The 25,160-nt window shown below is 60.1% G+C and carries 27 protein-coding genes and 1 tRNA gene; 7 read left to right on the forward strand and 21 right to left on the reverse strand.

Translation table 11 applies throughout. The features are described 5' to 3' along the window. Nucleotide 1: 1 nt before the first annotated feature. The 6 genes from D8U70_RS17620 to D8U70_RS17645 form a co-directional block, all read right to left on the reverse strand. Entirely contained in the window at nucleotides 2–367 is a 366-nt protein-coding gene (locus tag D8U70_RS17620) for a 5-carboxymethyl-2-hydroxymuconate Delta-isomerase (protein WP_122704807.1), read from the reverse strand. A 165-nt stretch (nucleotides 368–532) separates the two neighbouring features. Continuing rightward, nucleotides 533–1,453, reverse strand: a complete 921-nt coding sequence (locus D8U70_RS17625; protein ID WP_024012013.1) for a LysR substrate-binding domain-containing protein — start codon at nucleotides 1,451–1,453, stop codon at nucleotides 533–535. A 74-nt stretch (nucleotides 1,454–1,527) separates the two neighbouring features. After that, a complete protein-coding gene (locus D8U70_RS17630) occupies nucleotides 1,528–3,624 on the reverse strand; it encodes a DUF6311 domain-containing protein (RefSeq protein WP_130929405.1) in 2,097 nt (698 codons plus the stop codon). Then, on the reverse strand, nucleotides 3,621–4,007 hold the full coding sequence (locus D8U70_RS17635; RefSeq protein ID WP_130929406.1) for a GtrA family protein: 387 nt from the start codon (nucleotides 4,005–4,007) through the stop codon (nucleotides 3,621–3,623). Before D8U70_RS17635 ends, D8U70_RS17630 begins: the two co-directional genes overlap by 4 nt. Next, nucleotides 4,004–4,714: a class I SAM-dependent methyltransferase gene (locus tag D8U70_RS17640; protein ID WP_130929407.1), complete on the reverse strand. Its 711-nt coding sequence runs from the start codon at nucleotides 4,712–4,714 to the stop codon at nucleotides 4,004–4,006. Before D8U70_RS17640 ends, D8U70_RS17635 begins: the two co-directional genes overlap by 4 nt. A gap of 3 nt (nucleotides 4,715–4,717) precedes the next feature. After that, on the reverse strand, nucleotides 4,718–5,683 hold the full coding sequence (locus D8U70_RS17645; RefSeq protein WP_122505861.1) for a glycosyltransferase family 2 protein: 966 nt from the start codon (nucleotides 5,681–5,683) through the stop codon (nucleotides 4,718–4,720). A gap of 275 nt (nucleotides 5,684–5,958) precedes the next feature. Between D8U70_RS17645 and D8U70_RS17650 the strand changes: the two genes are divergently transcribed. From D8U70_RS17650 to D8U70_RS17660, 3 genes are all read left to right on the forward strand, one after another. Further along, entirely contained in the window at nucleotides 5,959–6,150 is a 192-nt protein-coding gene (locus D8U70_RS17650; protein ID WP_016771242.1) for a DUF1508 domain-containing protein, read from the forward strand. A 133-nt stretch (nucleotides 6,151–6,283) separates the two neighbouring features. Continuing rightward, nucleotides 6,284–6,508, forward strand: a complete 225-nt coding sequence (locus tag D8U70_RS17655) for a hypothetical protein (RefSeq protein ID WP_071174681.1) — start codon at nucleotides 6,284–6,286, stop codon at nucleotides 6,506–6,508. 49 nt (nucleotides 6,509–6,557) lie between these two features. Further along, nucleotides 6,558–7,079 (forward strand): DUF4142 domain-containing protein, encoded by a 522-nt coding sequence (locus D8U70_RS17660; protein WP_206663050.1) that lies wholly within the window; start codon nucleotides 6,558–6,560, stop codon nucleotides 7,077–7,079. Nucleotides 7,080–7,094: 15 nt separating this feature from the next. On the opposite strand, the gene D8U70_RS17665 is transcribed toward D8U70_RS17660, so the two are convergent. From D8U70_RS17665 to D8U70_RS17675, 3 genes are all read right to left on the reverse strand, one after another. After that, nucleotides 7,095–8,072 (reverse strand): SDR family oxidoreductase, encoded by a 978-nt coding sequence (locus D8U70_RS17665; RefSeq protein ID WP_130929409.1) that lies wholly within the window; start codon nucleotides 8,070–8,072, stop codon nucleotides 7,095–7,097. A 19-nt stretch (nucleotides 8,073–8,091) separates the two neighbouring features. Further along, complete coding sequence (locus D8U70_RS17670; protein WP_071174678.1) at nucleotides 8,092–8,322, reverse strand: hypothetical protein; 231 nt, start codon at nucleotides 8,320–8,322, stop codon at nucleotides 8,092–8,094. A 90-nt stretch (nucleotides 8,323–8,412) separates the two neighbouring features. Further along, on the reverse strand, nucleotides 8,413–9,990 hold the full coding sequence (locus D8U70_RS17675; protein WP_241664670.1) for a histidine kinase famiy protein: 1,578 nt from the start codon (nucleotides 9,988–9,990) through the stop codon (nucleotides 8,413–8,415). Between the two features lie 196 nt (nucleotides 9,991–10,186). Between D8U70_RS17675 and D8U70_RS17680 the strand changes: the two genes are divergently transcribed. After that, nucleotides 10,187–11,176 (forward strand): ribonuclease Z, encoded by a 990-nt coding sequence (locus D8U70_RS17680; protein ID WP_130929410.1) that lies wholly within the window; start codon nucleotides 10,187–10,189, stop codon nucleotides 11,174–11,176. A gap of 48 nt (nucleotides 11,177–11,224) precedes the next feature. Here the strand turns inward: D8U70_RS17680 and D8U70_RS17685 are convergent, their stop codons facing one another. From D8U70_RS17685 to dapA, 8 genes are all read right to left on the reverse strand, one after another. Next, a complete protein-coding gene (locus tag D8U70_RS17685; RefSeq protein WP_071174676.1) occupies nucleotides 11,225–11,734 on the reverse strand; it encodes a DUF892 family protein in 510 nt (169 codons plus the stop codon). Nucleotides 11,735–11,811: 77 nt separating this feature from the next. Next, entirely contained in the window at nucleotides 11,812–12,696 is an 885-nt protein-coding gene (locus tag D8U70_RS17690; RefSeq protein ID WP_130929411.1) for a manganese catalase family protein, read from the reverse strand. Nucleotides 12,697–12,934: 238 nt separating this feature from the next. Next, nucleotides 12,935–14,290, reverse strand: a complete 1,356-nt coding sequence (gene chrA, locus D8U70_RS17695) for a chromate efflux transporter (RefSeq protein WP_130929412.1) — start codon at nucleotides 14,288–14,290, stop codon at nucleotides 12,935–12,937. A 120-nt stretch (nucleotides 14,291–14,410) separates the two neighbouring features. Next, nucleotides 14,411–14,500, reverse strand: a tRNA-Ser gene (locus tag D8U70_RS17700). An 84-nt stretch (nucleotides 14,501–14,584) separates the two neighbouring features. Next, nucleotides 14,585–15,298, reverse strand: a complete 714-nt coding sequence (purC, locus tag D8U70_RS17705; RefSeq protein WP_016771262.1) for a phosphoribosylaminoimidazolesuccinocarboxamide synthase — start codon at nucleotides 15,296–15,298, stop codon at nucleotides 14,585–14,587. A 28-nt stretch (nucleotides 15,299–15,326) separates the two neighbouring features. Further along, nucleotides 15,327–16,088 carry an MBL fold metallo-hydrolase gene (locus D8U70_RS17710; protein ID WP_024012002.1) on the reverse strand — a complete coding sequence of 254 codons (762 nt, stop codon included), beginning with the start codon at nucleotides 16,086–16,088 and terminating at the stop codon, nucleotides 15,327–15,329. A 6-nt stretch (nucleotides 16,089–16,094) separates the two neighbouring features. Next, nucleotides 16,095–17,210: an outer membrane protein assembly factor BamC gene (gene bamC / locus D8U70_RS17715; protein WP_016771264.1), complete on the reverse strand. Its 1,116-nt coding sequence runs from the start codon at nucleotides 17,208–17,210 to the stop codon at nucleotides 16,095–16,097. A 17-nt stretch (nucleotides 17,211–17,227) separates the two neighbouring features. Then, the gene (gene dapA / locus D8U70_RS17720; RefSeq protein ID WP_122505812.1) at nucleotides 17,228–18,106 is read right to left on the reverse strand and encodes a 4-hydroxy-tetrahydrodipicolinate synthase; all 879 of its coding nucleotides are present in this window, start codon (nucleotides 18,104–18,106) and stop codon (nucleotides 17,228–17,230) included. 328 nt (nucleotides 18,107–18,434) lie between these two features. Between dapA and D8U70_RS17730 the strand changes: the two genes are divergently transcribed. Then, entirely contained in the window at nucleotides 18,435–18,995 is a 561-nt protein-coding gene (locus D8U70_RS17730) for a glycine cleavage system protein R (protein WP_071174673.1), read from the forward strand. Between the two features lie 10 nt (nucleotides 18,996–19,005). Then, nucleotides 19,006–19,479, forward strand: coding sequence for a peroxiredoxin (locus D8U70_RS17735; RefSeq protein WP_130929414.1), 474 nt, complete (start codon nucleotides 19,006–19,008; stop codon nucleotides 19,477–19,479). Between the two features lie 119 nt (nucleotides 19,480–19,598). On the opposite strand, the gene D8U70_RS17740 is transcribed toward D8U70_RS17735, so the two are convergent. Together D8U70_RS17740 and D8U70_RS17745 are read right to left on the reverse strand one after the other, a co-directional pair. Continuing rightward, the gene (locus D8U70_RS17740; protein WP_016771268.1) at nucleotides 19,599–20,669 is read right to left on the reverse strand and encodes an AI-2E family transporter; all 1,071 of its coding nucleotides are present in this window, start codon (nucleotides 20,667–20,669) and stop codon (nucleotides 19,599–19,601) included. 31 nt (nucleotides 20,670–20,700) lie between these two features. Continuing rightward, nucleotides 20,701–20,940 (reverse strand): sulfurtransferase TusA family protein, encoded by a 240-nt coding sequence (locus D8U70_RS17745; protein WP_130929415.1) that lies wholly within the window; start codon nucleotides 20,938–20,940, stop codon nucleotides 20,701–20,703. A 96-nt stretch (nucleotides 20,941–21,036) separates the two neighbouring features. Between D8U70_RS17745 and D8U70_RS17750 the strand changes: the two genes are divergently transcribed. Then, complete coding sequence (locus D8U70_RS17750; protein WP_024011999.1) at nucleotides 21,037–22,470, forward strand: M48 family metalloprotease; 1,434 nt, start codon at nucleotides 21,037–21,039, stop codon at nucleotides 22,468–22,470. 81 nt (nucleotides 22,471–22,551) lie between these two features. On the opposite strand, the gene D8U70_RS17755 is transcribed toward D8U70_RS17750, so the two are convergent. Further along, nucleotides 22,552–23,985, reverse strand: a complete 1,434-nt coding sequence (locus tag D8U70_RS17755) for a DegQ family serine endoprotease (protein ID WP_130929416.1) — start codon at nucleotides 23,983–23,985, stop codon at nucleotides 22,552–22,554. A 208-nt stretch (nucleotides 23,986–24,193) separates the two neighbouring features. Beyond that, complete coding sequence (locus D8U70_RS17760; RefSeq protein WP_016771272.1) at nucleotides 24,194–25,159, reverse strand: MucB/RseB C-terminal domain-containing protein; 966 nt, start codon at nucleotides 25,157–25,159, stop codon at nucleotides 24,194–24,196. Nucleotide 25,160 lies beyond the last annotated feature (1 nt).

Raw genomic sequence — 25,160 nt, forward strand, 5'->3', positions numbered from 1 at the left:
GTCAGACCCCGATCGCGGCTTTGCTGTAGGACTCGCGATCGATGTCGAGCAGTTCGACACACAGTTGCACTTCGAGCCCGGCCGGCCAGTCGCAGAGTTCCTGCAACACCGCCAGCAGGCTTTGCGAGAGCTGCTTCTTGATCTCCGCCGAGCGCCCGCTGAGCAAGGCCAGTTTCACATGGACGAAGGCGCGCTCGCCCTGCGCCGTGCCGACCTTGAAGTTGTCGATCTTGACCGCGCGGCTCTTGATATCGAACTCTGCGCCGAACTGACCGGAACCGACCAGCGTGTTGTTGAGCCGGATCAGGGCGATGTCAGCGTTCAACTGCGTCAGGTTGGCGGTGTATTCCATGTGCAGGTGTGGCATTGCGGATCTCCAGGCGGCGGATGCGGGGGCGTACATATACCACAATCACACAGCGTCATTTGTGGGAGCGAGCCTGCTCGCGAAAGCGTCCTTTCAGTTTGCACATCCGCGCCTGCCGAACGGCTTCGCGAGCAGGCTCGCTCCCACAGGGTTGTGTGGTGCTTGTCAGGACGGAATCAGCGGCCGTTCACTCATGAACGCTTCGAGCCGCGAGCGCAGCCAGCGTTCGGCCGGGTCGCTGTCGACGTGGCTGAGCCAGACCATCGACAGGTCCAGCGTCGGCGTCTTGAACGGAAACGGTTCCTGGAACAGCGCCCCCGACGCCGCCATCGCCGCTGCGGTGTAATCCGGCAGGCTGGCGATCAGGTCGGTGCCGGCCAGCAACGCCGGCAATGCGCTGTATTGCGGTACCGACAACACCACCTGCCGCGTGCGGCCCAGTTCCGCCAGCCACTCATCGGCGTAGCCACTGACATTCGCCGTGTGCGACACCAGCACATGCGGGCGAGCGCAATATTCGTCGAGGGTCAGCGGCGTATCAGAGGCATCGGCGCGCAGGATGCTCGGCTGGATGTGCCGCAGCAGTTTGCGTTTGGCGTTGGCCGGCAGGCCACGGGTCTGGCTGATGCCGACGGTGATATCGCCGGCGGCCAACAGGTCGGGAATGCGCCAGTAATCGACATGCTGCACCACGAACACCACGCTCGGCGCCTCTTGGCGCAGCGCGCGCAACAGCGGCGGCAGCAGGCCGAATTCGACGTCGTCGGACAGGCCGATGCGAAAGGTCATGGTGCTGGTGGCGGGATCGAAATCGCGGGTCAGGCTCAGCGCCGCCGACAGTGAATCCAGTGCCGGTTTGAGATGGCGATAAATGTCTTCGGCGCGGGCCGTCGGTTCCATGCGATGGCCGACGCGGATGAACAGCGGATCATTGAGCATCGTGCGCAAACGGTTGAGTGCCGAACTGATGGTCGGCTGGCCAAGAAACAGCTTCTCCGCCGCGCGGGTCACGTTGCGTTCGAGCATCAGGGTCTCGAACACCACCATCAGGTTGATGTCGGCCTTGCGTAGTTCATTGCGGTTCATCCATTGCCCCTGCTCCCGGAATAGCGGCAGTGTAGAAAAGCCCGGGACCCGGCGTCCATCAACGTTTGCGCGGTTTACTGCACACTCACGGATTTCACGCCCAGGCCCATGATGCGTGCGTCATCGCTCATTCCGAGACTGCGCGGGCTGACGGCGTCGGGCAAATGCAGTTCAAGTCTCAGCGCGCCATCCTCCGGCAGGGTTTGCCTGACCTGTTCATTCAACGGAATTTCCAGAGAATTGCCCTGAAAGGCTGTCAGCCGAGTCGAAAGAACTTCAACGCCGTTGAGCCTGACGATGACTCGCTGAGCAAGAGTTGGCGGCATGACGAACGCCAGCGCCTGGATCGAAATCGATTTAGCTCGCGCTGGCACGCGCAGCGCCATTTCCGCGTCATGGCCCTCACTCCAGGTGCCCCACGCTTCCGGCGCCCCCCAGCCTTTGATCAGTTGTCGACTCTTGCGATCGAATGTGTAGACAACGCCCGGACGGCTCAGCGCGATGGATGCCAGCGCCCGCCCCTCATCGATCATCGGCAGACATTGCTGACAACGCTTCCAGCCTGGTGCAAGCACAACGAAGTCATCGACCCGGGTCAGCAGATCGCTATCGCTGTGAACGCTTTTGGCCGCCAGAGCCTGCGCTTCATCGTCCAGGATATATAGAGAATCGGCTTCGTACTCTCCGGTTTGCAGCCGATGCCGAGCCACGCGCTGCGCCTTGTCGAGCGCCGAAATGCTCATGCGCCCCATGTACACCGCGTCGGTTTTCAGACCATGTGCTCCAGCGAAATCAGCGATCGCTTGCCAGCGTTCGGGCTGGTTTTGCGGCAGCAACCCGCGAACATTCCCGTAGTGGCCGGCCGCGCTGTTCCAGAAGGGGTCGCGCATCGGACTGACCCAGTCCGATGCGGGGGCTACCATCCTTGATGCGCGCAGCCCCGCCCAGCCGTTGTGCGTATCTGCCACCTGCACCACCAGCGCCAAGGCGAGTAACCCTATGGCAACTGGCGCGCGAAAGCCCCGCACAAGCAGGTACACGAGGAACAGTTCGATTGCATAAAAGACCGGCCAGAACATGCGCCCTGAAGCGCGAAAAATACTGGCCAGCCGCTCGATGAATGTCGGCAAAGGATAGTTGAAAGTCTGCGTCCCGACACCGATGTGATGGGACAACGCGAACAGGGTCAGGCCGATCATTGCGAACACCAGCCACCACCGATCGCCCAGCGCAGCCCTCGGCGAAATCCCGCCGCGCAACCCTGCCACCGCCGCCAGTGGTAACAGCATCAGCACACCGAGGCCGAAATAATTGAAGCCTTCATAATCGCCGCCGCCGGTGCGGATGTCCGGCAATACCTGCGACCAGCCATCCGAATCGAATGGCGCCAGCAGATTCATCCGGTAAAAACCGACCCCCCCACTGCCGGCGCCGTCGGCAATGCTGAAGTATCCGGCCTGCCAGCAACACACGCTGACCAGTGCGAACAGACCGCCGAACTCGATCAGCCCCTGACGGCGAGTCAATCGGTCAAAAATGACTTTGCCGAGCAGATCGGCAAACCAGATCAACGCCACCATGACCAACAGATACGCATGCACCAGAGCTGTCGCCGCCAGCAGACAGCCCCAGGCCAGCCGCCGCCGTTGCAACGCGGGATGCAGCGCCAGGTAAAGTGCCGCCAGTAGCAGAAAGTGCCCGGCCAGAGACAGATGTCCTCCGGCACGAACAAACATCGGCGGGGAAAACAGCAACAGTCCCGTGGCCAGAAGCCGGATTACGACGTTATCCGTGATCAAGCCGAGCAGTTTCCAGCCGAACCACGCTTGCAGTACGAAACAGATGAGCAACCACAAGCCAAAATACTGGAACGTCTCTGGCAGCCAGGCGTTGAACGGTTTGAACAGCAGTGCCAGCAGCGGATTGGAGTCAGAAAAGATGATCGCACTGCCCAACTCCATGCCGTACGACGGGTTGAGCCCGAGGGGAAAAGTCCACGGCGACTGGCGGAAAAAAACCCAGCCCAGATAATGCGTAGCCGGATCGCCCTCGCTGAGCCAGGCAATGTTCTGCGGATCGAGTGCACGCGGACCGATCACCATGAAAAAAGCAAGCACGCCCAACAGCAACGGCAGAATCGTCAACGCTGAAGATCTGTTCCAGGGCTTCATCGATACGTCCAGAAATTATGCAAAACGAAAGTAAATGCCGGCACCGTCAGGGCCACGGCGCCGATCCCGAGCAGATAGTGCAACCCAGCCATTTGCGCCGCCCAGGCAACCAGCATCGCCAATAGAAAACCGCCCGCCGAGACCGACACAAAGCGCAGTAACGTGCGCCCGTGCAGGCGAGCTGAAAAGCTCCAGGTGGTGTTGATCACATAAGACACAATGGTCGCCACGGCAAAGGCGAAACCATTGGCCAGCGGCGGTTCGGGCGCGATGAAGCGGATGAACAGCACAGCCACCAGCGCATGCAGCGCAGTGACGAACAGCCCGGTCAGGGCAAAGCGCAGACCACGGCGGACCAACGCTGAACGATCACTGCCGATCACGGTTTCTGCGCCAGCACGAAGACGCTCAAACCGGCCAGCCGGTTTCTGCCCATCAACGGCAATTCCAGCCGGCACAGAGTCTTGAGCACGCTGTTGACCCACGGGTGATGACGCTTGAGTTGCGACTGTGGCTCTGCGGTTTGCGAACCTTGAGGCATCAGGCGCAACGCAGCGGCGATAGGAAACACCGCACCGAAATAGTAGGCGCCGCGCTGCACGGTCAAACCGGCATCGCCCGCCAGGGTTTCGAATTGCGCGAGGGTGTAGCGGCGCTTGTGCTCGAGAAAATCATCATGACCGCTCCAGAGAAACTGGAACGCTGGCACCGTCATCAGAAAACGACTGCCCGAAGGCACTTTATCGACGTAGCTTTTGAGCAGGCCGAGGTCGTCGTCGACATGCTCGAGCACGTCCATCAGTAACACCAGATCGGCATCGATGCTGTCGATGCCGCGTCGGTAATGCACCGGTTTGCACGCGCTGGTGGCGCTCGAATCGGCGGGGTAACTGATGTCGACGCACCATGCCTCATGCGCGTCGGTGTGGGTCAGCAGATGGTGCGAGAAAAACCCCGAGCCGGCACCGACATCGAGTATTCGCCGAATCGGCATGTCACCCAGCAATCGCCGGGTCGCCGCCGCTTTGCAGCAGTAATACCAATGCTCATCGATACTGTCGCCGAGGATGTCGGTTTCCTTGAGATCCATCTGTCAGTCCTTGGGGTCGTAGACGCGACGCACCAGAAAAACCGGTCGGCGTTTGGATTCGATATAGGTGCGGCCGAGGTATTCGCCGAGTACGCCAATGCCGATCAATTGCAGACCGCCAAGGAACGTGACTGCGACCATCAGCGACGCATAACCGGGCAAGTCGACGCCGTGGATCAGTGTGCGCAGGACAATGAACATGGCGAACGCAAACGACACCAGCGAAACCGTCGCCCCCAGGTAGGTCCAGACCCGCAGCGGCTCGGTGCTGAAACTGGTGATGCCTTCGAGGGCGAAATTCCACAGCCGCCAGCCATTGAACTTGCTTTGCCCGGCCACGCGCTCGGGGCGCTCGTAGTCGACGTGGGTGGTGCGAAAACCGACCCAGGCGAACAGACCTTTCATGAAGCGCCGCGACTCAGGCAGGGTCAGCAACGCATCGACCACGCAGCGGTCCATCAGGCGGAAGTCGCCAACGTTCTCCGGCAACGGCTGTTCGGCGATGCGGTTGTGCAGGCGATAGAACCAGTGGGCCGAGGTCGACTTGGCCCACGTGTCGCTGCGGCGGCTGACGCGATGCCCCAGCACCACTTCGTAACCTTCACGCCAGCGCTCGATCATTTGCAAGATGACTTCCGGCGGGTCCTGCAGATCGGCGTCGATCGGTACCACGATCTGCCCGCCGGCCATTTGCAGACCGGCCGACAACGCCGCTTCCTTACCAAAGTTTCGACTCAGGTCGACGATGCGCAGACGCGAGTCTTGCCGCTGCCGTTCAAGCAAGCGCTCAAGGGTCGTGTCGGTGCTGCCATCGTTGATGAAGACCAGTTCAAGATCGATCAGCGCCTGCGCCTGAAAGACCTCGTCGATGCGCGAAAGAAAGCTGTCGAGGCTGTCGGCCTCGTTGAAAACGGGGATCACCAGCGACAACGTCACCTGCCCGGCCTGTTGCGTTCCGTGCTCAGTCAAAGGAGTGCTCTTTTTATAGTTTGTCGGTCATCGAAAGTTTTTCGAGGCCATGAGCCGTCCCGTATTAAGCAGTAGCAGGCACGCACGTGCAAGCATGACACGGCGTCATATCGGCCAATTCGCCGGGCAGTCGCGGCGCTCTGGGCAGGGTCTTTCAGAAACATTCGCGAACGATTGGAAACAAATCCCCGATAGCCAAAAAAACCCGCTGCGCTAGGCTTGCGTCGATGCGCCACACCGGTTGGCGCGCACATCCATCGCAGGGAGCGAACCCCATGTATTTCGAAATCTACCGACAAACCCGAGGCACCCCGAGCACTGGCAAAGGCCAATGGCGCTGGCGTCTGCGCGCGCGCAACCATGAGACCGTGGCCAGTGGCGAATCGTATGTGAACAAGGCTGATTGCCTGCACGTGATCAATCTGATCAAAGCCGTACAGGGCGAGACGCCGATCAAGGAAATTTGAGCGACGCCCTTTTCATCTGCAAAGCGGCACCGTCTGTCGCCCTTCAAAGGGTTTATTTGAATGCTTGTCAGCGGTGTTCATCAAAGGTGCATGTACTGCAATTTTTGCTGCCATGCACCCAAGGATTTCAGCCATGTCCCATGAGCACCGCTACCTCGTCAGTTTCATCGTCGACAACCAGCCGCAAAGCCGCACGCTGATCCACGATGGCGAGACCCTTGATCCGGGTCTCGCTGAAACCCTGGTCAAGACCGCTTTCGCCGAATTGAAGACCGCTTCACTGAGCGACGTCCAGGTGCAGAAACGCACCAGGCCCGACGAAGGCGACAACGTCCCCGGCCACTATCAGCAGCCATGAGCCTATCCCGGGCCGCCACCATCCATCGATGCTGCGGAGGTTACGCGCCATGAAATCACTCGCCGCGATCTGCCTTGCGGTCTTGGCTATGAGCGTCCAGCCAGGCCATGCAGACACCATCGACGCCTTCATCGAAGAGGCGGCACAGCAAAGCCTGTTCCAGCACAACAGTTCGCGCATCGCTTTGGAAAAGGCAACCTTGCCCGAAGTCAAAGCGTTCGCCAGACAAATGATCGCCGACCATGAGCGCTTCGATAAACAAATCAGGCAGCTGGGGCAAAGCCAGCAGATGGCGGTTCCCACCGAACCCTCGGTGGCATCCAAAGCCAAGCAGCTACGCCTTGAATCAAGGGATGACGCCTTCGACCGCATTTACATCGACAGCCAGGCCGAAACCCTTGAGCAAAAGCTGATGCTGTTCAAGAAAGAAGCGCTGTCATCACAAAATCCGCAGCTCAAGGCTTTCGCCCAATCCGCGTTGCCGGACATCGAGAAACAGGCAAAAACTGCCCGCGACCTGCAGGAAAAACTCAAGCCCTCCGCTGGCGCACTGAAATCCGTCAACCCCTGACCAACCGGGGAACAATCAAAGCTGTAATAGAACCACGCCCACCAGTACGGCAATCACTGCCGATACCGCCAGCACTTGAGTCGAAGTCAAGGCCAGTGCCGCGTCCTTTGAGCGGCCGATAAAGCGGCCGCGAATCTGATGCCGATCCGGCTGCGCTTCGAACAGGTTGTCCGGGTGCTCGTTGTCTTCCGGCTCGTTGGTTTGCTGGCCAGACCAGGCGGCGCGCGCCATCAGGCGGTCGAGCAAACCCGGCATGACCGACTGCCCAATAATCGCTTTGATCGTCGACCACCCTAGCCACAACTCTCGCGGTGGATGCTTTACCACACTGAAAATCGCCCGTGCCGCTACGTCGGGGTCGTGAATCGGTGGCACCGGTTGGGGACGCTTGGGCAATTTGTTGCGTGCCCAATCGAACTGCGGGGTATTGATCGCCGGCAATTGCACCATGCACACGCGAATATGGCTGCGCTCATGCAGCAACTCACAGCGCAATGAATCAGTAAAACCGCGTACAGCGAACTTCGCCCCGCAATAGGCGGCCTGCAACGGAATGGCGCGATAGGCCAGTGCCGAGCCGACCTGGATGATCACCCCTTTGTTGCGCGGACGCATCAACGACAGCGCCGCCAAAGTGCCATGAACCGTGCCGAGATAGGTCACCTGAGTGACGCGCTCGATCTCGGCGGCAGACAATTGTTCTATCGGCGAGAGCACCGTGACCATCGCCGCGTTGACCCACACCGCCAGCGGCCCAAGCGTGGCTTCCAGTTGCTGCGCAGCCTCTTGCACGGCGAGCGCATCGGCGACATCGACGCTAACCGTTTCAACCTGAACGCCATACGCTTGCAGCTCCTCCTGCGTGGCGGCCAGTCCCGCCGGATCACGCGCCAACAGGCCGATACGGTAGCCGCCAGCGGCAAACCGGTGGGCCACCGCGCGACCCACGCCAGCACTGGCGCCGCTTATCACCACCAAAGGTTGCTCCTGCATGAACCGTTCTCCCTGATGCTCAGTCGATCGGCCCGATGTTGATCATCAGGTCATCGCCCAGTCCTTGCACCTTGGCCAGTACGTCCACCGGCGTTTCGCTGGAAAAATGCACCACGTAGCCCATGCCGCTGCCATCTTCTTCGATTGCGCTGACCCACGACTCCACCTCGTCAGCATCCAGCCCCAGCGCCTGACCGAACTGGCGGTTGCGGTGATCGGAATCGGTTTCGTCCATCGGATAATCACTCATAGCAAACATCTCCTCGGGGATCGTCCCCTCACTGGTTGCTCAATGTGGTCTTAAGGATGGACGCCGAACGTTCGCTGACAGTTCGTTTTTTCAGCCGAGCATCGAGCGCAGCTTGCGCAGCAGATCCACCGGCGCGTAGGGCTTGGCGATCAATTCGAACTCATTGTCAGCCAGCTCATTGGGCGTCGACTCGTCCGCGCAGTAGCCGGTCGTCAGCAGGATTTTCATGGCCGGATAGCGCTGGCTGATTTCCCGCGCCAGCGCCAGCCCGTTCATCTCACCGGGCATGACCAGATCGGTGAAGACCAGCTCATAATCGCTAGTCTGCAACATCGCCAGTGCCTCGCTCGCGTCTGCAGCGATGGTGATCCGGTAACCCTGTTCGGACAGTACGAAGCGCGCCAGTTCAGCGACTTCGGCGCGATCCTCGACGATCAGGATGCGCTCCGTGCCCTTGAGATTTTCTGCGATTTCAGCGGAGCCAGGTGCCGATAGCTGACTGTCATCCGCCGGGAAGAACAGGCGCACCGTGGTGCCGAGCCCCGGCGTCGATTCGATTTTGACCACACCGCCGGATTGCTTGACGAAGCCATAGACCATCGATAGCCCGAGGCCAGCGCCGCTACCTTCCTCTTTCGTGGTGTAGAACGGCTCCATGACCTTGTCGAGATCGTCAGCGGCAATGCCCACGCCGTTATCGGCGATCGCGATGCAGACGTAACGCCCCGCCGCCAGCCCGCCCTGATGTGGATCCGTGGCATCCGGGACAACGACGTTGCGCGTCTGCACGGTGATCACCGGCTGTTGCTGCTGCCCCAACGCATCGCGGGCATTGGACAGCAGATGATTCAGTGCCATCTCGGCCTGCGCCGGGTCGAGCCGGCAGTTCCACAAGTCCTCGGCCAGTTCGAATCGCGGTTCCAGATCGGCGGATTCATGCGTCGGCAGCGTAGAGCGCTCAAGCAAGGCATTGAGATTGATCACCCGGCCTTCGAGCCGTTGCCGGCGGGAGAATGCCAGCAGATGCTGGGTCAGCAAACGTGCTTTTTCCGCCGCCGCGCGAGCGTGGCCGGCGCCGACTACGATGCGTTGCGGATCAATGCTCGGCCGCTTGGCGGTGTGCTGGATCAGCTCGATGTAGCCGATCATCACTTGCAACAGATTGTTGAAATCGTGGGCGATGCCACCGGTCAACTGGCCCAGCGCTTCCATGTTCTCGCTGTAGCCCAGGCCGTCCTCGGCGTCGCGTCGGCGGCTGACGTCCATTTGCGAGGCGAAGAAATACACCAGTTGCCCGCGCTCGTTGAATAGTGGCGCGATAAACAGCTCGTTCCAGAACGACGAGCCATCCTTGCGATAGTTGAGTACCTCCACGCAGGTTTCGTGTTGATGTTTGAGCGCTTGCTTGACCTGTTGCAAGACGGAACGATCAGTCTGCTCGCCTTGCAGAAACCTGCAGTTGCGCCCGAGCACTTCTTCCAGCTCGTAGCCGCTGAGTTCAAGAAACGCATTGTTGGCAAAAATGATGGGATCGTCGGGCTGCGCTGGATCGGTGACAATCATGGCCATGCGGCTGACCTGCACCGCCGCGAAAAACACATCTTTGCGTTCTTGCGAAAGGGTCGCCGCATCGGCGCGGTCGACGATCGGCCTGGATTTTCTGGGCAAGTTGACCTCCGCTAAGTGACTCCGTTTCGCTGTGACCATCATCAGCGAGCGAAGTGCCAAGGCCGGACACCGCAACGGCGGGTGTCTGATGAATTGTCCCGATACTTCGATGGATCCCAATCGCCTCGCTGATTGTCGAAAGCTCACCGAGAACTGCACGCAATATCTGAAATCCGATCCGCCAGGGAGAACCACCGTGGATTTGTTGTTTCTGGGCACGTCTGCCGGCGTGCCGACCCGCCAGCGCAACGTCAGCGCAACAGCATTGATCGCCTCTGCCGGCAAGGGCTGGTACCTGATCGATTGCGGTGAAGGCACCCAGCATCAGGTGCTGCGCACGCCGCTGTCACTGAGTGAATTGCGGGCGATTTTCATCACTCATGTGCACGCCGATCACTGCCTGGGCTTGCCGGGTCTGCTGGCGAGCACCGGCATGTCCGGACGCACGCGGCCGCTGGACATTATTCTGCCGGCGGCGCTGCAGCCGTGGCTGAGAATGAGCCTGGAGGTGACGCAATCGCATCTGCCTTTCGAGATCAACCTGCATGCTGTGGAAACGCTTACCGAATGGCGCAACCTCAACGTCCAGGTGCAGACCGTCGAGTTGTCGCACCGTGTGCCGTGTCACGGTTATGTATTTACCGAGTCCGACCCGGAACCACGTCTCGATGTGCAGCGACTCGACGCTGAAGGCATCGAACGCGGCCCGCTCTGGGGTCAGTTGGCCCATGGTCAGGACGTGGAGGTTGACGGGCGGATGCTGCACGCTCGCGACTATCTGCTGAGCGCGCGACCTGATCGGCGCATCATCGTCTGCGGCGACAACGATCGGCCGGCGCTGCTGGCAGAAGTGGCGCAATCGGCGGATGTGCTGGTGCATGAAGCGACATTCGTGCAGGCAGCAATCGACCGCGCTCGTGCCAGTTACGGCCACAGTAGCGCCGCCGCTGTCGCCGGTTTCGCCGAATCCGCCGGGGTGCGCAATCTGGTGCTGACGCACTTTAGCGCGCGCTATCAGGCCAACCCGGCGCTGAGTCCATCCATCGAAGATGTGCGCAGTGAAGCGGCGGCGCTGTATGACGGCCAACTGATTCTCGCGCGGGATCTGCAGCGCTATCACTTGGATCGGCTGGGTCATTTGCAACCGGTGGAGATCGAGCGCAAGCCGCTGCAGGTCGCACCATAATTTGATAGCGCGTCCGCCCGTCTGGCAGGCGGACGCCGGTGGCAAGGGTTACTTCTTGGCTTCTTTATCCGGATCCGCCGAGCGTTCGAGAAACGCGTTGGTCAGTTGCGGCAAATGCTTGAGCAGCCATTCAGCCATGGCCACTTCCTGCGGCAGAATCTGTTCGCAGGCCTTCTGCGTCTGCGTGTCCCCCGCCGCTTTCGCCGCTGCGATCAGCACGGTATAGCTGGCGACCTCCATGTTCTCGAAAACGTAGCCGGCCATGGCGCCCTTGATCACTTCATCGCTCATCAAGGAGCCGCCAACAGCCTGACCGAACGCCATCAACTTGCCGCCCAGGTCTTTCATCGTCGAGGATTCACCGCCCAGACGTTGCAGGCATTCGTCGATGAGTTTCTGCTGGCCGAGGGTTTCTTCGATGTGCTGATCGATGCGCGCCTTGAGCTGCGGGTAATGTTCCAGACGCTTGGATTGTGCCTTGAGCATTTGCTCGGCCTGTTGCTCCATGGCATGGGCATCACGCAGCCAGTCGAGCAGGTTTTCCTGTGGAGTAGCCATTGTCGAGTCCTCTTCTTGATGATTTCCCAGTGATCAACCGGGGCGCGCCGCCTGATGTCTGGCGCGCCCCACGTGCCTTACAAACCAGGCTTGGCCTGCGCGCCGGCGCCCAGATCCGCACCGGTGACCGGCTCGCTGTTGGGGTCGGACATGGTGCGCATTTTCATGTTTTCCAGCAGCGCTTCGTCGGCGCTGTCCAGTTGCACGGTGGCCAGGCCATCGCCGCCGTCGACCGCCGGCGTCGGGCTTTCGACGAACTCCCAATCGTCGCCCTGATTCCAAGGGCCGCGCATGCTTTCGGTGCCTTGCGACATGTTGAAGTAGACGTTGGTGAACTCAGGCATGCCGGGCAGCTTGCCTTGCGGGAAGTTTGGCTGAATCGAATGCAGGGCTTTTTCGAAAGACAACTGGTGGGCGATCTCACGGGTCATCAGAAAGCCCAGCGCCTCTTTCACGCCGGGGTCATCGGTCACGTTCATCAAGCGCTCATAGACGATCTTCGCCCGTGCTTCAGCAGCAATATTGGAGCGCATGTCGGCGGTCGGCTCACCGATGGTATCGACGTACGCCGCCGTCCAGGGCACACCGGCAGAGTTGGTCAGCGGCGAACCGGCACCGTAGAGCAGGCTGGTGATGTGCGAGTCATTGCCGTTGCCATTGAGCGAGCGATACAGCTCGCCCTCCTGCTCGACACCTTCCGCCATCCGGCCTTTCGCGCCCTTGTTGAGCATGACGATGATCGAGCCAATGATTTCCAGGTGGCTGAGTTCTTCAGTGGCAATGTCCATCAGCAGGTCTTTGCGTCCCGGATCGTCCTCGGCCAGGGCTTGAGTGAAATAGCGCGAAGCCGCCGCCAGTTCACCTTGCGCGCCGCCAAACTGCTCGAGCAACAGATTGGCCAACCCCGGATTGGGCTGGGCGACACGAACGGTGTATTGAAGTCGCTTGTTATGTAGAAACATGACAAATCTCCTCAGTCGGGTAAGCGTGGCAAGTTCTGGGTAAAAGTTTGCCTACCCTTTTGTGAAGCATTGTCGTTGCGGAAATTTCAAAAAATTTGCGGCGACAGGACAAATGGTTTGACCCGCGCCAACAAGCGAAACGGGGCTATACCGCTGAGGATATTCGCACTGGAATGACCGGAACTTATTGCCGGAATCGAGTCTCCAGCGCGCGATTCGATTTCCGGCGCCGCGACCACTAACGCAGCAAATGCACCACCAGCCCGACCAGTGCACAGCCCAGCAACACCTGAATCACTCCGCGCTTGAAGCGAAACAGGGCAATGGCCGCGGCAAGCGCAATCAACGCCGACGGCCAGTCCAGGCTGCCGCTGAAGCCTTGTGGCCAGAGCACGTGGTAGCCGAAGAAACACGCCAGATTGAGAATCACCCCAACCACCGCAGCGGTGATCGCGGTCAGTGGGGCGGTGAATTTGAGTTCGTCGTGCGTCGACTCCACCAGCGGGCCACCGGCGAGGATGAACAGGAAGGAAGGCAGAAAGGTGAACCACGTCACCAGCGCGGCGGCGACCGCTCCGGCGAGAAACACCTGATCGGCGCCGAACACCTGCGTCACATAAGCGCCGACAAAACCGACAAACGCCACCACCATGATCAGCGGCCCCGGTGTGGTTTCGCCCAGCGCCAAGCCGTCGATCATCTGCGTTGGGGTCAGCCAGCCGTAGTGACCGACCGCACCTTGATAGACATAGGGCAGCACCGCATAAGCTCCACCGAAGGTGAGCAGCGCTGCCTTGGTGAAGAACCAGCTCATCTGCGTCAGTGTGCCCTGCCAGCCGAATAGCGCGGTCAATACTCCCATCGGCAACGCCCAAAGCGCCGCCCCGATCACGGCGAGCGTGGCCAGTTTCGTCCAGCTGAAACGGGCATGGGCCGGGGTTGGCGTATCGTCGTCGATCAACGCCGCGCCGAAAGACTTCTTCGCTGCGCTATGCCCGCCGGCCCTGAATTTCTCCGGCGCCAGGCGACCGCCGAAATAGCCAATCACCGCCGCGCCCAGCACGATCAACGGGAACGGCACATTGAACGCAAAAATCGCCGTAAACGACGCCGCCGCAATCGCCCACAGCCAATTGTTCTTCAGCGCCCGCGAACCGATGCGATGCGCCGCCTGCACGACAATGGCCGTCACCGCAGGCTTGATCCCGTAAAACAGCCCGGCGACCACCGGCACTTCACCGAAGGCGATATAGAGCCACGACAGGAAAATCAGGATGAACAGCGAAGGCAACACGAACAACGCCCCGGCCACAATCCCGCCCCAGCTCCGATGCATCAGCCAGCCAATGTAAGTCGCCAACTGCTGCGCCTCAGGTCCGGGCAGCAACATGCAATAGTTCAAGGCATGCAGAAAACGCCGCTCGGAAATCCAGCGCCGCCGCTCGACCAACTCCTGGTGCATGATCGAAATCTGCCCGGCCGGCCCGCCGAAACTGATAAAGCCCAGCTTCAACCAGAACCAGAACGCCACGCGCAGACTCATGGCCTGCGGCCTAACGTCGTCATCACCCGCCAACGGCTGAACTTCACTCATCGAGCTGTTCCTTTTATGCAGTCGGCAGGTTGTACCCGAAAAGCGCAACGAACAAAACGCCAGAAACGAAAAAGCCCCCGTAATCAGTAACGATTACGGGGGCTTCGTCTTGTTCAATAATGGCGGAGAGATAGGGATTCGAACCCTAGGTACCGGTGAAGGTACAACGGATTTCGAATCCGTCCCATTCGGCCACTCTGGCATCTCTCCAACGGCGCGCATCATAACAACACTTTCGTTGGTTGCGAACCCCCCAAACGAAATTTTTTCCGTGCTATCAGATGCTTGCGTCGATTAAAGCGGTACGCCCAGACGAGCGGCGACTTCTTCGTAGGCTTCGATGACGTCACCGAGGCCCTGGCGGAAGCGGTCCTTGTCCATCTTCTTCTTGGTGTCCTTGTCCCACAGACGGCAGCCGTCCGGGCTGAACTCGTCGCCGAGGACGATGGAGCCGTCGCTGAACACGCCGAATTCAAGCTTGAAATCGACCAGAAGCAGGCCGGCGTCGTCGAACAGTTTGCTCAGGACTTCGTTGACCTTGAGCGACAGTTCCTTCATGCGCGCCAGTTGCTCGGCGGTACCCCAGCCGAATGCCACGACGTGGGATTCGTTGATGAACGGGTCGCCCTTGGCGTCGTCCTTCAAGAACAGTTCGAAGGTGTACGGGTTGAGCTTCATGCCCTCCTCGACGCCCAGACGCTTGACCAGGCTGCCGGCGGCGTAGTTACGCACGACGCATTCGACCGGGATCATGTCGAGCTTCTTCACCAGGCATTCGTTGTCGCCCAGCAGTTTGTCGAACTGGGTCGGCACGCCGGCCGCTTCGAGTTTCTGCATGATGAAGGCGTTGAACTTGTTGTTCACCATACCCTTGCGATCAAGCTGTTCGATGCGCTTGCCGTCGAACGCCGAAGTGTCGTTGCGAAACAGCAGGATCAAGCGGTCAGCGTCGTCGGTCTTGTAAACCGATTTGGCTTTGCCGCGGTAGAGTTCTTCACGTTTTTCCATGATGGGCTCCGCTTGCTAAGTAGGTGGGCTAGGCGATGTGGCGCCAGTCGAGCCCTGAATCTTGATCGGCCAGTTGCAGCCAGTCCGGGTCGCACCCGAGGGTGTCGACAAAACATTGCCGGGCCAGCTGCGGCAGGTTGTTCTTGCTGCTCAGATGGGCCAGCACCAGGTGTTGCAAACCCTGCCAGCCCAACTCGGCCACCAGGAATGCCGCCTGATGGTTGTTCAGATGTCCGCGTTCGCCGCCCACCCGTTGCTTGAGAAAGTACGGGTAGTGACCACGGGCCAGCATGTCGCGGCAATGGTTCGACTCGATCATCAATGCATCGAGGTCCCGATAGCCATCCAGCACCCGCTCGCAGAACGATCCCAGGTCGGTCAACAGGCCGAAGCGCCGCTGTTCCTGATCGCTGAAAACGTACTGGGTCGGCTCCTGCGCGTCATGGGCCACGGCAATGACCCCGACGTTCAGTGCGCCGATCTGCAGTTGCTCGCCGCCGGCCAGAAAGCCTGCCGGTTCAAGCGGTTTGCGCATCCCGCGCAACGTGCCACGACTGAGGTAGACCGGCAGATTGTAGCGCCGAGACAGCAAACCCACGCCATGCACGTGGTCGGCATGTTCGTGGGTCACAAGTATCGCGCTCAGTTGCGCCGGGTGAACACCCAGGCGCAACAGACGTCTTTCGGTTTCCCGCAGGGAAAAACCACAATCCACCAGCACGTACGTATCAGCACTGGCGATCAGCGTGCCGTTCCCTTGGCTACCGCTGCCGAGAACGGCAAAACGCATATCGGATCAGCCCAGGTTGTCCTGAATCACGCTCAACACTTTACGCGCGACATCGGCCGGCGCGACGGTGTTGATGTTCTTTTCGACGGTAACCTGGATGTTCTCGCCCACCTTGCTCAGGCGAACCTGATAACGCTCGGCGCGGGCTTCGACTTCTTCCTTGCTCGGCGCACTGCCGAACAGGCTGCTGAAGAAGCCAGGCTTGTCGTCTTTCTTCTCGGCTTTTTCGGCCAGGTTGATGTAGTACAGGCCCAGGCTGCGGTTGATGTCTTCAACGCGCCATTCGCCCTGTTCCAGCGCACGGCCGACGCTCGACCAGGCGCGGTCCAGATCGGTACCGACGTTCAATACCGGGTTGCCGCTGCCGTCTTCGTTCAGGCTGACACGGCTCGGCGCGTCGAAATCACGCGAGGCCAGCATCGACACCGAACCGCCCTTCTCGGACGTGCGGCTCATGCTCGCGAGCATGTCGTCGACCAGCGCAGCGTCGAGGCCAGTGTTGACCGAACGGTTGGTGAAAGCCACGTCGGCCGTGCTGCCGGCAGGACGCTCGGCGCTGACCACGTAGATCTCACTGGTGTTGCGCTGCACGCCCGGCTCGATGCGTACACGCACGCGGGTTTCGCTGTCGCTGGCGATACCGGCCGCACTCAGGCGTTTGGCCATCGATGCGGACAACTCGTCGGAGTGCTGCCAGGTGGTGGTGAACTCACCGGTCTGCGGACGCTGTTCATCCAGACGGAAACCGTTGTCCTGGAAGAACTGCAGCGCCACTGGCCAGACTTCGGCCGGCGGGTGCTGAGCCACGACCCAACGCGAATCACCGCTCTTCTGCAGCGAGTAATCAGTTGCGTCGGCAACCGCCGAAAGCGGCTGAGGACGCGGCACGACGTATTCGCCCGTCGCGGTGTCATCGGCCACGTTGCGCGGGATCGGCAACAGCGGATCGAGACGCTTGGCAGTGCTTACATCCGGTGGCAATTGCATCGGTGCAGTCTGTTGCGCTTGCAGGTAATCGCTTCCACGGTCGCGGAAATAACCTTCCGGCCCCCAGACCCATCCGCAGCCACTGGTGCTGGAGATAATCAAGGCAAGTGCGGAAAGTCCGGCCATTCGCTTCATGCGTTGTACTTCCTCAATTAAACCAGGACGTTGCACTGGCGCAGGGCCGAGCGCAGCGTTTCATGACAAGGGGTGCTCAGCCAGGTCAGTGGCAGGCGGATGCCTTCGTGCATCAGGCCCATTTCGACCAAAGCCCACTTCACCGGAATCGGGTTGGCTTCGATGAACAGATCCTTGTGCAGCGGCATCAGTTTTTCGTTGATTGCGCGTGCGGTATCGGCGTCGCCCTTGAGCGCAGCCTCGCACAGGTCAGCCATTTCGCGCGGGGCGACGTTGGCGGTGACCGAGATGTTGCCTTTGCCGCCCAGCAGGATCAGCTCGACAGCGGTCGGATCATCGCCGGACAGCACGATGAAATCCTTGCTCACGCCCTCGATGATCGCTTTGGCGCGCTTGAGGTCGCCGGTAGCTTCCTTGATGCCGATGATGTTCGGCACGGTGGACAGGCGAATCACCGTCTCGGCCTGCATGTCGCAGGAGGTGCGGCCGGGAACGTTGTAGAGAATCTGCGGAATGTCGACCGCTTCAGCGATGTGCTTGAAGTGCTGGTACAGGCCTTCCTGGGTCGGCTTGTTGTAATAAGGAACCACCAGCAGGCAGGCATCGGCGCCGGCGGCCTTGGCGTTGCGGGTCAGCTCGACGGCTTCGCGGGTCGAATTGGCGCCGGTGCCGGCGATGACCGGAATGCGCCCGGCAACCTGTTTGACCACGGCTTTGATGACGGCGATGTGCTCTTCTACATCAAGGGTGGCCGACTCGCCGGTAGTACCGACGGCGACGATGGCATGGGTGCCGTTCTTGAGGTGGAAGTCCACGAGTTTGCTGAGGCTGTCCCAGTCAAGACGCCCTTGTGCATCCATGGGAGTGACCAGTGCCACCATACTGCCCGCAATCATGAAACCGCTCCTGCCGGAAAAAGAGAGCGGTAATGGTACTGGCGCCAAGATGCTTGCACAAGCGAAGTACTGCGCCGCCGCCATTCCCCTTGGCGCCGCTTTTCGCTACCCTTCAGACTTTGATCGGTACAGATCAGCTTGTACGCCGGGTTTCAGCCTCCCCTTTCGGCCTCCCAGGCCCCGTTCCTGCGTCGCATCGACGCGCTCCCGCACAGTGGAGCGAGCCGCGAACGCTGGCCGGGGCTCTTTATACGGACCGCCAGAACAGGCACGCCCGGCCACCAACGCCCGTCAACCTACCGACCGCTCATCGCTTTAGGAATGCTGCATGTCCACCCCCACAGTTCGCGAACAATTCCTTGTCATCAGTGCCCTCGGCGCCAACCCCATGGAGCTGACCAACGTCCTGTGCCGCGCCAGCCATGAAAACCGCTGCGCCGTCGTCACCTCTCGCCTGACCCGCCACGGCGAGTGCAGCGCCCTGGTGCTGGAAATTTCCGGCAGCTGGGACGCCCTCGCGCGCCTCGAAGGCAGCCTGCCATTGCTGGCCAAGCGTCACGCTTTCACCGTCAACGTGGTGCGCAGCGCCGCTCTGGAAAATCGCCCGCAGGCGCTGCCTTACGTGGCTTACGTCAGCTCGGCGTATCGCCCGGACATCATCAATGAGCTGTGCCAGTTCTTCATGGACCACAACGTCGAGCTGGAAAACCTCACCTGCGACACCTATCAGGCGCCACAGACCGGCGGCACCATGCTCAACGCTACGTTCACCGTGACCCTGCCGGCCAACACCCAGATCAGTTGGCTGCGCGATCAGTTCCTCGATTTCGCCGACGCGATGAACCTGGATGCCCTGATCGAGCCTTGGCGCCCACAAAACCCAATGTAAGGAAGCTTTCATGGCCGTAGTCATCGACCAACCGGTTGCGGATTTCACCGCACCTGCGACCAGCGGGCAGACCGTCAGCCTGTCCGAACTCAAGGGCAAGCAAGTGGTGATCTACTTCTACCCGAAGGACAGCACCCCGGGCTGCACCACTCAGGGCCAAGGCTTTCGCGATCAATATGCGGCGTTCAAGGCTGCCAACACCGAAGTCTTCGGCATTTCCCGCGACAGTTTGAAGTCGCACGAAAACTTCAAAGGCAAACAGGAATTCCCCTTCGAACTGATCAGTGACAAGGACGAGGCGGTTTGCCAGTTGTTCGACGTGATCAAGCTGAAAAAGCTGTATGGCAAGGAATACCTGGGCGTTGATCGCAGCACTTTCCTGATTGATAAGGACGGTGTGCTGCGTCAGGAATGGCGTGGCGTGAAAGTGCCGGGGCATGTTGATGCCGTGCTGGCGGCGGCTGAGGTTCTGAATAAAGCCTGATGTTTTTGCTGCGTCGTCACCGACGCCATCGCTGGTAAGCCAGCTCCCACAGGGTTCAGCACATACAAAACCTGTGGGAGCTGGCTTGCCAGCGATGAGGCCAAAAGCCTCACCCCGATTTAAAGCAACGGCGCCACCACCGGCTCCTTGCGCGGCCACGCATCCAGCACAGCCTTGAACAGCGTCGCCAGCGGGATCGCAAAAAACACCCCCCAGAATCCCCACAACCCGCCAAACAACAGCACCGCGCAGATGATTGCCACCGGATGCAGATTCACTGCTTCCGAAAACAGCAACGGCACCAGTACGTTGCCGTCCAGCGTCTGAATGATTCCGTAGACCGCCATCAGGTAGATGAACTGATCGCTCCAGCCCCACTGGAACAGCGCAATCAGCAGCACCGGTACGGTCACCACTACCGCACCGACATACGGCACCACCACCGACAAGCCGACCAGCAACGCCAGCAGCGCCGCGTAGTTCAGGCCCAGCGCGATGAAGGCGATGTAGGTCACGCCGCCGCAAATCACGATCTCGATGCCTTTGCCACGTATGTAATTGGCGATCTGCCGGTTCATTTCCTGGGCGACGCGGGTGATCAGCGCGCGTTCGCGAGGCAGATAGCCACGCACCCATTCGCCAATCATCGCCCGATCCTTGAGGAAGAAGAACACCAGAATCGGCACCAGAACCAGGTAGATCATGATGTTCACCAGCAGCGGCAAACTCGACAACGAGAAAGTCAGTGCCCACTGACCGAACTTGCCAATCTCGCCCCGCGCCGCTTCGATCGCCTGCAGGACTTGCTCGTCAGACACCAGATGCGGATAGCGCTCGGGCAATAGAAGCAGCAGCGATTGCCACTTGGCGAGCATGCCCGGCAACTCGTTGAACAGGGTGATCAACTGATGCCACAGCAATGGCAGCACCACGACGATAAACAGCATCAGCGCGCCCATGAACAGCGCAAACACCAGCCCCACGGCCACCCCGCCGGGCACACGCAGCCGCTCGAGCGTCACCACCAGGCCCTGCATCAGATACGCCAGCACCATCCCGGCCAAAACCGGCGCAAGCATGCCGCCGAGGGTAAGCACGGCGGTGAAGGCGAGAAACAGCAGCACTGCCAGCACCACCGCTTCCTCATCGGAGAAGTAGCGCTGAATCCAGTCGCGTAACACTTTGAACATCAATAATCCCTTCGATTTTAGGCGCGGCGCTTCAGGCTTTTTTCAACCAGTAACGGTAGACGCCAGCCTCGTCTTCTTCGCGCAACAGCACATGACCGGCGAGTTTGGCAAAGGTACGGAAGTCGCGTTGCGAGCCGGCATCGGTGGCGATCACCTTGAGCACAGCGCCGCTGTGCAGTTTGTTGAGTTCCATTTTTGCCTTGAGCAACGGCAACGGACAGTTCAGGCCACTGGCGTCCAGTTCCACGTCATGGGCTACAGCGTCAGTCATTGCGTCACTCCGGTTCGTTGTCGAGCTGCCTAGAATATCTGGTCGCGGCTTCGGTGTCCGGCTACAGTAAGGTCTTTGACCTCCAAGGCTTTGTGCATGACTTTTCTGCGCCCTACCCTGCTGACGCTCGCTTGCCTGCTCGCCTCACCAGGCTTTGCCGACGATCTGCCGTCACTCGGCGACGCCAGCTCTGCCATTGTCTCGCCGCAACAGGAATACCAGCTCGGCCGCGCCTGGCTGGCCATGCTGCGCAGTCAGGTTTCCCAGCTCAACGATCCGCAGCTCAAGGATTACGTCGAATCCAGCGTCTACAAGCTGGTCGAGACCAGCCAGGTCTCCGACCGACGCCTGGAATTCATCCTGATCAACAGCCCACAACTCAACGCCTTCGCAGCGCCGGGCGGCGTGGTCGGGGTCAACGGCGGCCTGTTCCTCAACGCCCAGACCGAAGGTGAATACGCCTCGGTGCTCGCTCACGAATTGGCGCACTTGTCGCAACGACACTTCGCTCGCGGCGTCGAAGCCTCACAAAGAATGCAGGTGCCGATGATGGCCGCGTTGCTGGCGGGTATCGTCATCGCGGCGGCAGGCGGCGGTGATGCCGGCATCGCCACCATCGCCGGCACCCAGGCTGCGGCGTTGCAGGAACAACGGCGCTTCTCGCGGCAGAACGAACAGGAAGCGGACCGCATCGGCATCCTCAACCTGGAAAAGGCCGGTTACGACCCGCGTTCGATGCCAACCATGTTCGAACGCCTGATGCGCCAGTACCGCTTTGACGCCAAGCCGCCGGAATTCCTCCTGACTCACCCGGTTACCGAATCGCGTATCGCCGACACCCGCAACCGCGCCGAGCAGGCGAAACCGGGCGGCATCGAAGACAGCATGCGCTACCAGTTGATTCGCGCGCGGGTGCAGTTGATCTACGAAGAAACCCCGGGGCTGGGCGCCAAGCGTTTCCGCGCCCTGCTCGATGAGAACCCGAAAAACGATGTGGCGCGTTACGGCCTCGCCATCGCGCAGATCAAGGGCGGCCAGCTCAACGAAGCGCGAGAGAACCTCAAGCAATTGTTGGCCAAGTCGCCGAACGAGATCATCTACAACCTCGCGCAGGTCGATCTGGACATCACCAACAATCGTCTGCCTGATGCGCAGTCACGGGTCGACCGCATGCTTACGCAGTTCCCGGGTAACTACCCGCTGAATCAGGTGCGCGTCGATCTGCTGTTGAAACAGAATCGCGCCGCCGATGCCGAGAAGGCTCTCGACAGCCTGCTCAAGTCACGCCCGGATGATCCGGACGTCTGGTATCAGGTTGCTGAAACCCGCGGCTTGTCGGGCAACATCATCGGCCTGCATCAGGCGCGCGCCGAGTATTTTGCACTGGTCGGCGATTACCGCCAGGCCATCCAGCAGTTGGACTTCGCCAAGCGCAAGGCGGGCAACAACTTCCCGTTGTCCTCGCGCATCGATGCCCGCCAGCGCGAGCTGATGGAGCAGGAGCGTATGGTCAAGGACATGATGGGCTGAGTCTTTCGAGACAAGACAAAAACTGCAGACACAAAAAAACCGCCTCTTTCGAGGCGGTTTCTTTTTTACCTTGTTGCTGGCTTATTCCGCCAGTTTGAAGGTGATGAAGCTGGCACGGCCCTGACGCAGCACGCGCATCGACACCGAACGGTTCTTCGGCAACGCCTTGGCGATGTCGGTGAACTCCTTGGCCGAGCCGATGGCTTGATTGTTCAGGTGGGTGATCACGTCACCCGGTTGCAGACCGATCAGGGCCGCAGGACCGTCCTGCACTTCCTTGATCACCACACCGCCTTTGAGGTCGTAGGTTTTCTTCTGCTCGGCGGTCAATTCACCGACCGCAACACCGAGGCGGTTGCTGCTGCTTTCAGCGCCGGATTTCGGCAGACCTGCCAGCTCCTTGTCCTCGTCCGGGATTGCGCCGACGGTCAGCTCGACGTTCTTGCGCTTGCCTTCACGAATCACTTCCAGATTGGCTTTGGCGCCAGCCTTCAGCGCGCCGACCAGATGCGGAAGATCGGCGGACATGACGATCGGCTGACCGTTCATGCTCAGTATCACGTCGCCAACCTGCAGGCCGCCCTTGGCCGCAGGGCCGTCATCCTGGATCTGCGCTACCAGCGCGCCAGCTGGCTTGTCCAGACCGAACGACTCGGCCAGATCCTTGTTCACTTCCTGAATGACCACGCCCAGCCAGCCGCGGCTGACTTTGCCACCGCTCTTGAGCTGATTGGAAACGTCCATCGCCACGTCGATCGGAATGGCGAACGAGACGCCCATGAAGCCACCGGAGCGGGTGTAGATCTGCGAGTTGATGCCGACCACTTCACCGTTCAGGTTGAACAGCGGGCCACCGGAGTTGCCCGGGTTGATCGGCACGTCGGTCTGAATGAACGGCACATAGTTTTCGTTTGGCAGGCTACGACCGACGGCGCTGACGATGCCTTGGGTCACGGTGTGGTCAAAACCGAATGGCGAACCGATCGCCACAACCCACTGGCCAGCCTTCAGGTCCTGGGATTTGCCGAGCTTGAGCACCGGCAGATCCTTGCCTTCGATTTTCAGCAACGCCACGTCAGAGCGGGGGTCGGTGCCGACCAGCTTGGCTTTCATCTCACTGCGGTCAGCCAGACGGACGAGGATTTCGTCAGCATCGGCGATCACGTGATTGTTGGTGAGGATGTAGCCATCCGGCGAAATGATGAAACCCGAGCCCAGCGATTGCGCTTCTCGCTGGCGGCCATCGCCACGTGGCGAGCGCTGCTGAGGCGGCATGCCGCGCTCGAAGAATTCGCGCAGCATCGGTGGCAGGCCTTCCAGATCCGGCATCTGCTGATTCACGCGACGGTCCGGCAGTTTCTGCGTGGTACTGATATTCACTACCGCTGGCGACGCTTGTTCGACCAACTGGGTGAAATCAGGCAGATCGGCCGCTTGCGCAGCAGGCACCGCCTGACCGAGCAACAGCAAGGTGGCGAAGATGGAAAGGTAAGACTTCAAACTTGGTATCGACATACAGCTCCCGTTACGACGAGCAGGGTTAAGCGATATGGAGCAAAGGAACACCGGAAACCACAGACCGGCATTTTTGTTCCGGGAACAACAAACAAGGCCAGAGCCGTGAGGCTCTGACCTATAAAAAATTTTCAGGGGTTTTGCAAATGAAAATGCTCAGCAAACATTTCGACGTCTCGACGACGAAGTGGAAATGACTGAAATCAGCTCACTGCTTGCTGGTCGCAGCGCCATCGTTGTTACGCATCGATAGAGCGATTCGTTCGGCGGTGCCAATCGGGATCTCGCCAACCACCGTGACCATCATTTCACCCTGCGGCGTGGTCAGGCGACGGGATACCGCGACGGTCGGGCCCAACTGGGTACGGGTATCGGTAACGGTTGCACCGTTCAACGGTTCAAGGAACACCGAGAAACGCGCCAGACCATCGTCATACATCAGACTGCTGACCTGAGTCTTGGTCTGCGCATCCTTGTGCGAACTGCTGCTGGTCAGCTCAAAGCCTGGCGGGAGCCAGTCCGAACGCCAGTTTTGCACGGTTTTCGCTGCAGAAGCCTTGTCGCTTGCAATGTTGATCGGCTTGCAATCCGGGTCCGCCAACAAGTCCTTGTCCGACGGGATTTCATCCGTATCGAGGCTGGTGAACTGGAAACGCTCGAGCAACTGCCCTTTGTCGTTCAACAGCAACGACTTGAGCGGCAGCCCGGTTTTCTTGTCCAGATGCAACTCGAAACCATAACGGTGCTGATCACGAGGCGTCAGCGACACAATCACTGCATCACGGCCGGCCACGCGCGACTTGCCAATGACGGCAAGGTCATACCAATTCTTCAGCTTTTTGGGATCCAGCGCACGGGCGGCAGCGTTGGGTGAATCACCCAATCCCGCAATCAGGGTGCCGCTGACGCATTGAGTACGTCCATCAATGCGCACGACTTCCTGAGCCGAACCGTCGAGCTGCAATAAACGCTCGCGGACCTGGCCATTCTGGACGCGATGCCAGATGTTGTGCGTGGAAAAACTGCCGTTGCGCTCGTAAACGAAAGTGCCGTGGAAGCTCTGCTGCTGCTCGGCCTGGCCCAGACGGGTCAACCAGTCCTGGGCCTCGTCAGCGTGGGCTGGAACTATGAACCAGCCACTGAGCAGAAGCGAAAGTAGAGGGATGGCGCGCATG

Origin of the sequence: Pseudomonas sp. Sample_20, assembly GCF_004307585.1 — a bacterium.
GTDB lineage: Bacteria > Pseudomonadota > Gammaproteobacteria > Pseudomonadales > Pseudomonadaceae > Aquipseudomonas > Aquipseudomonas atacamensis.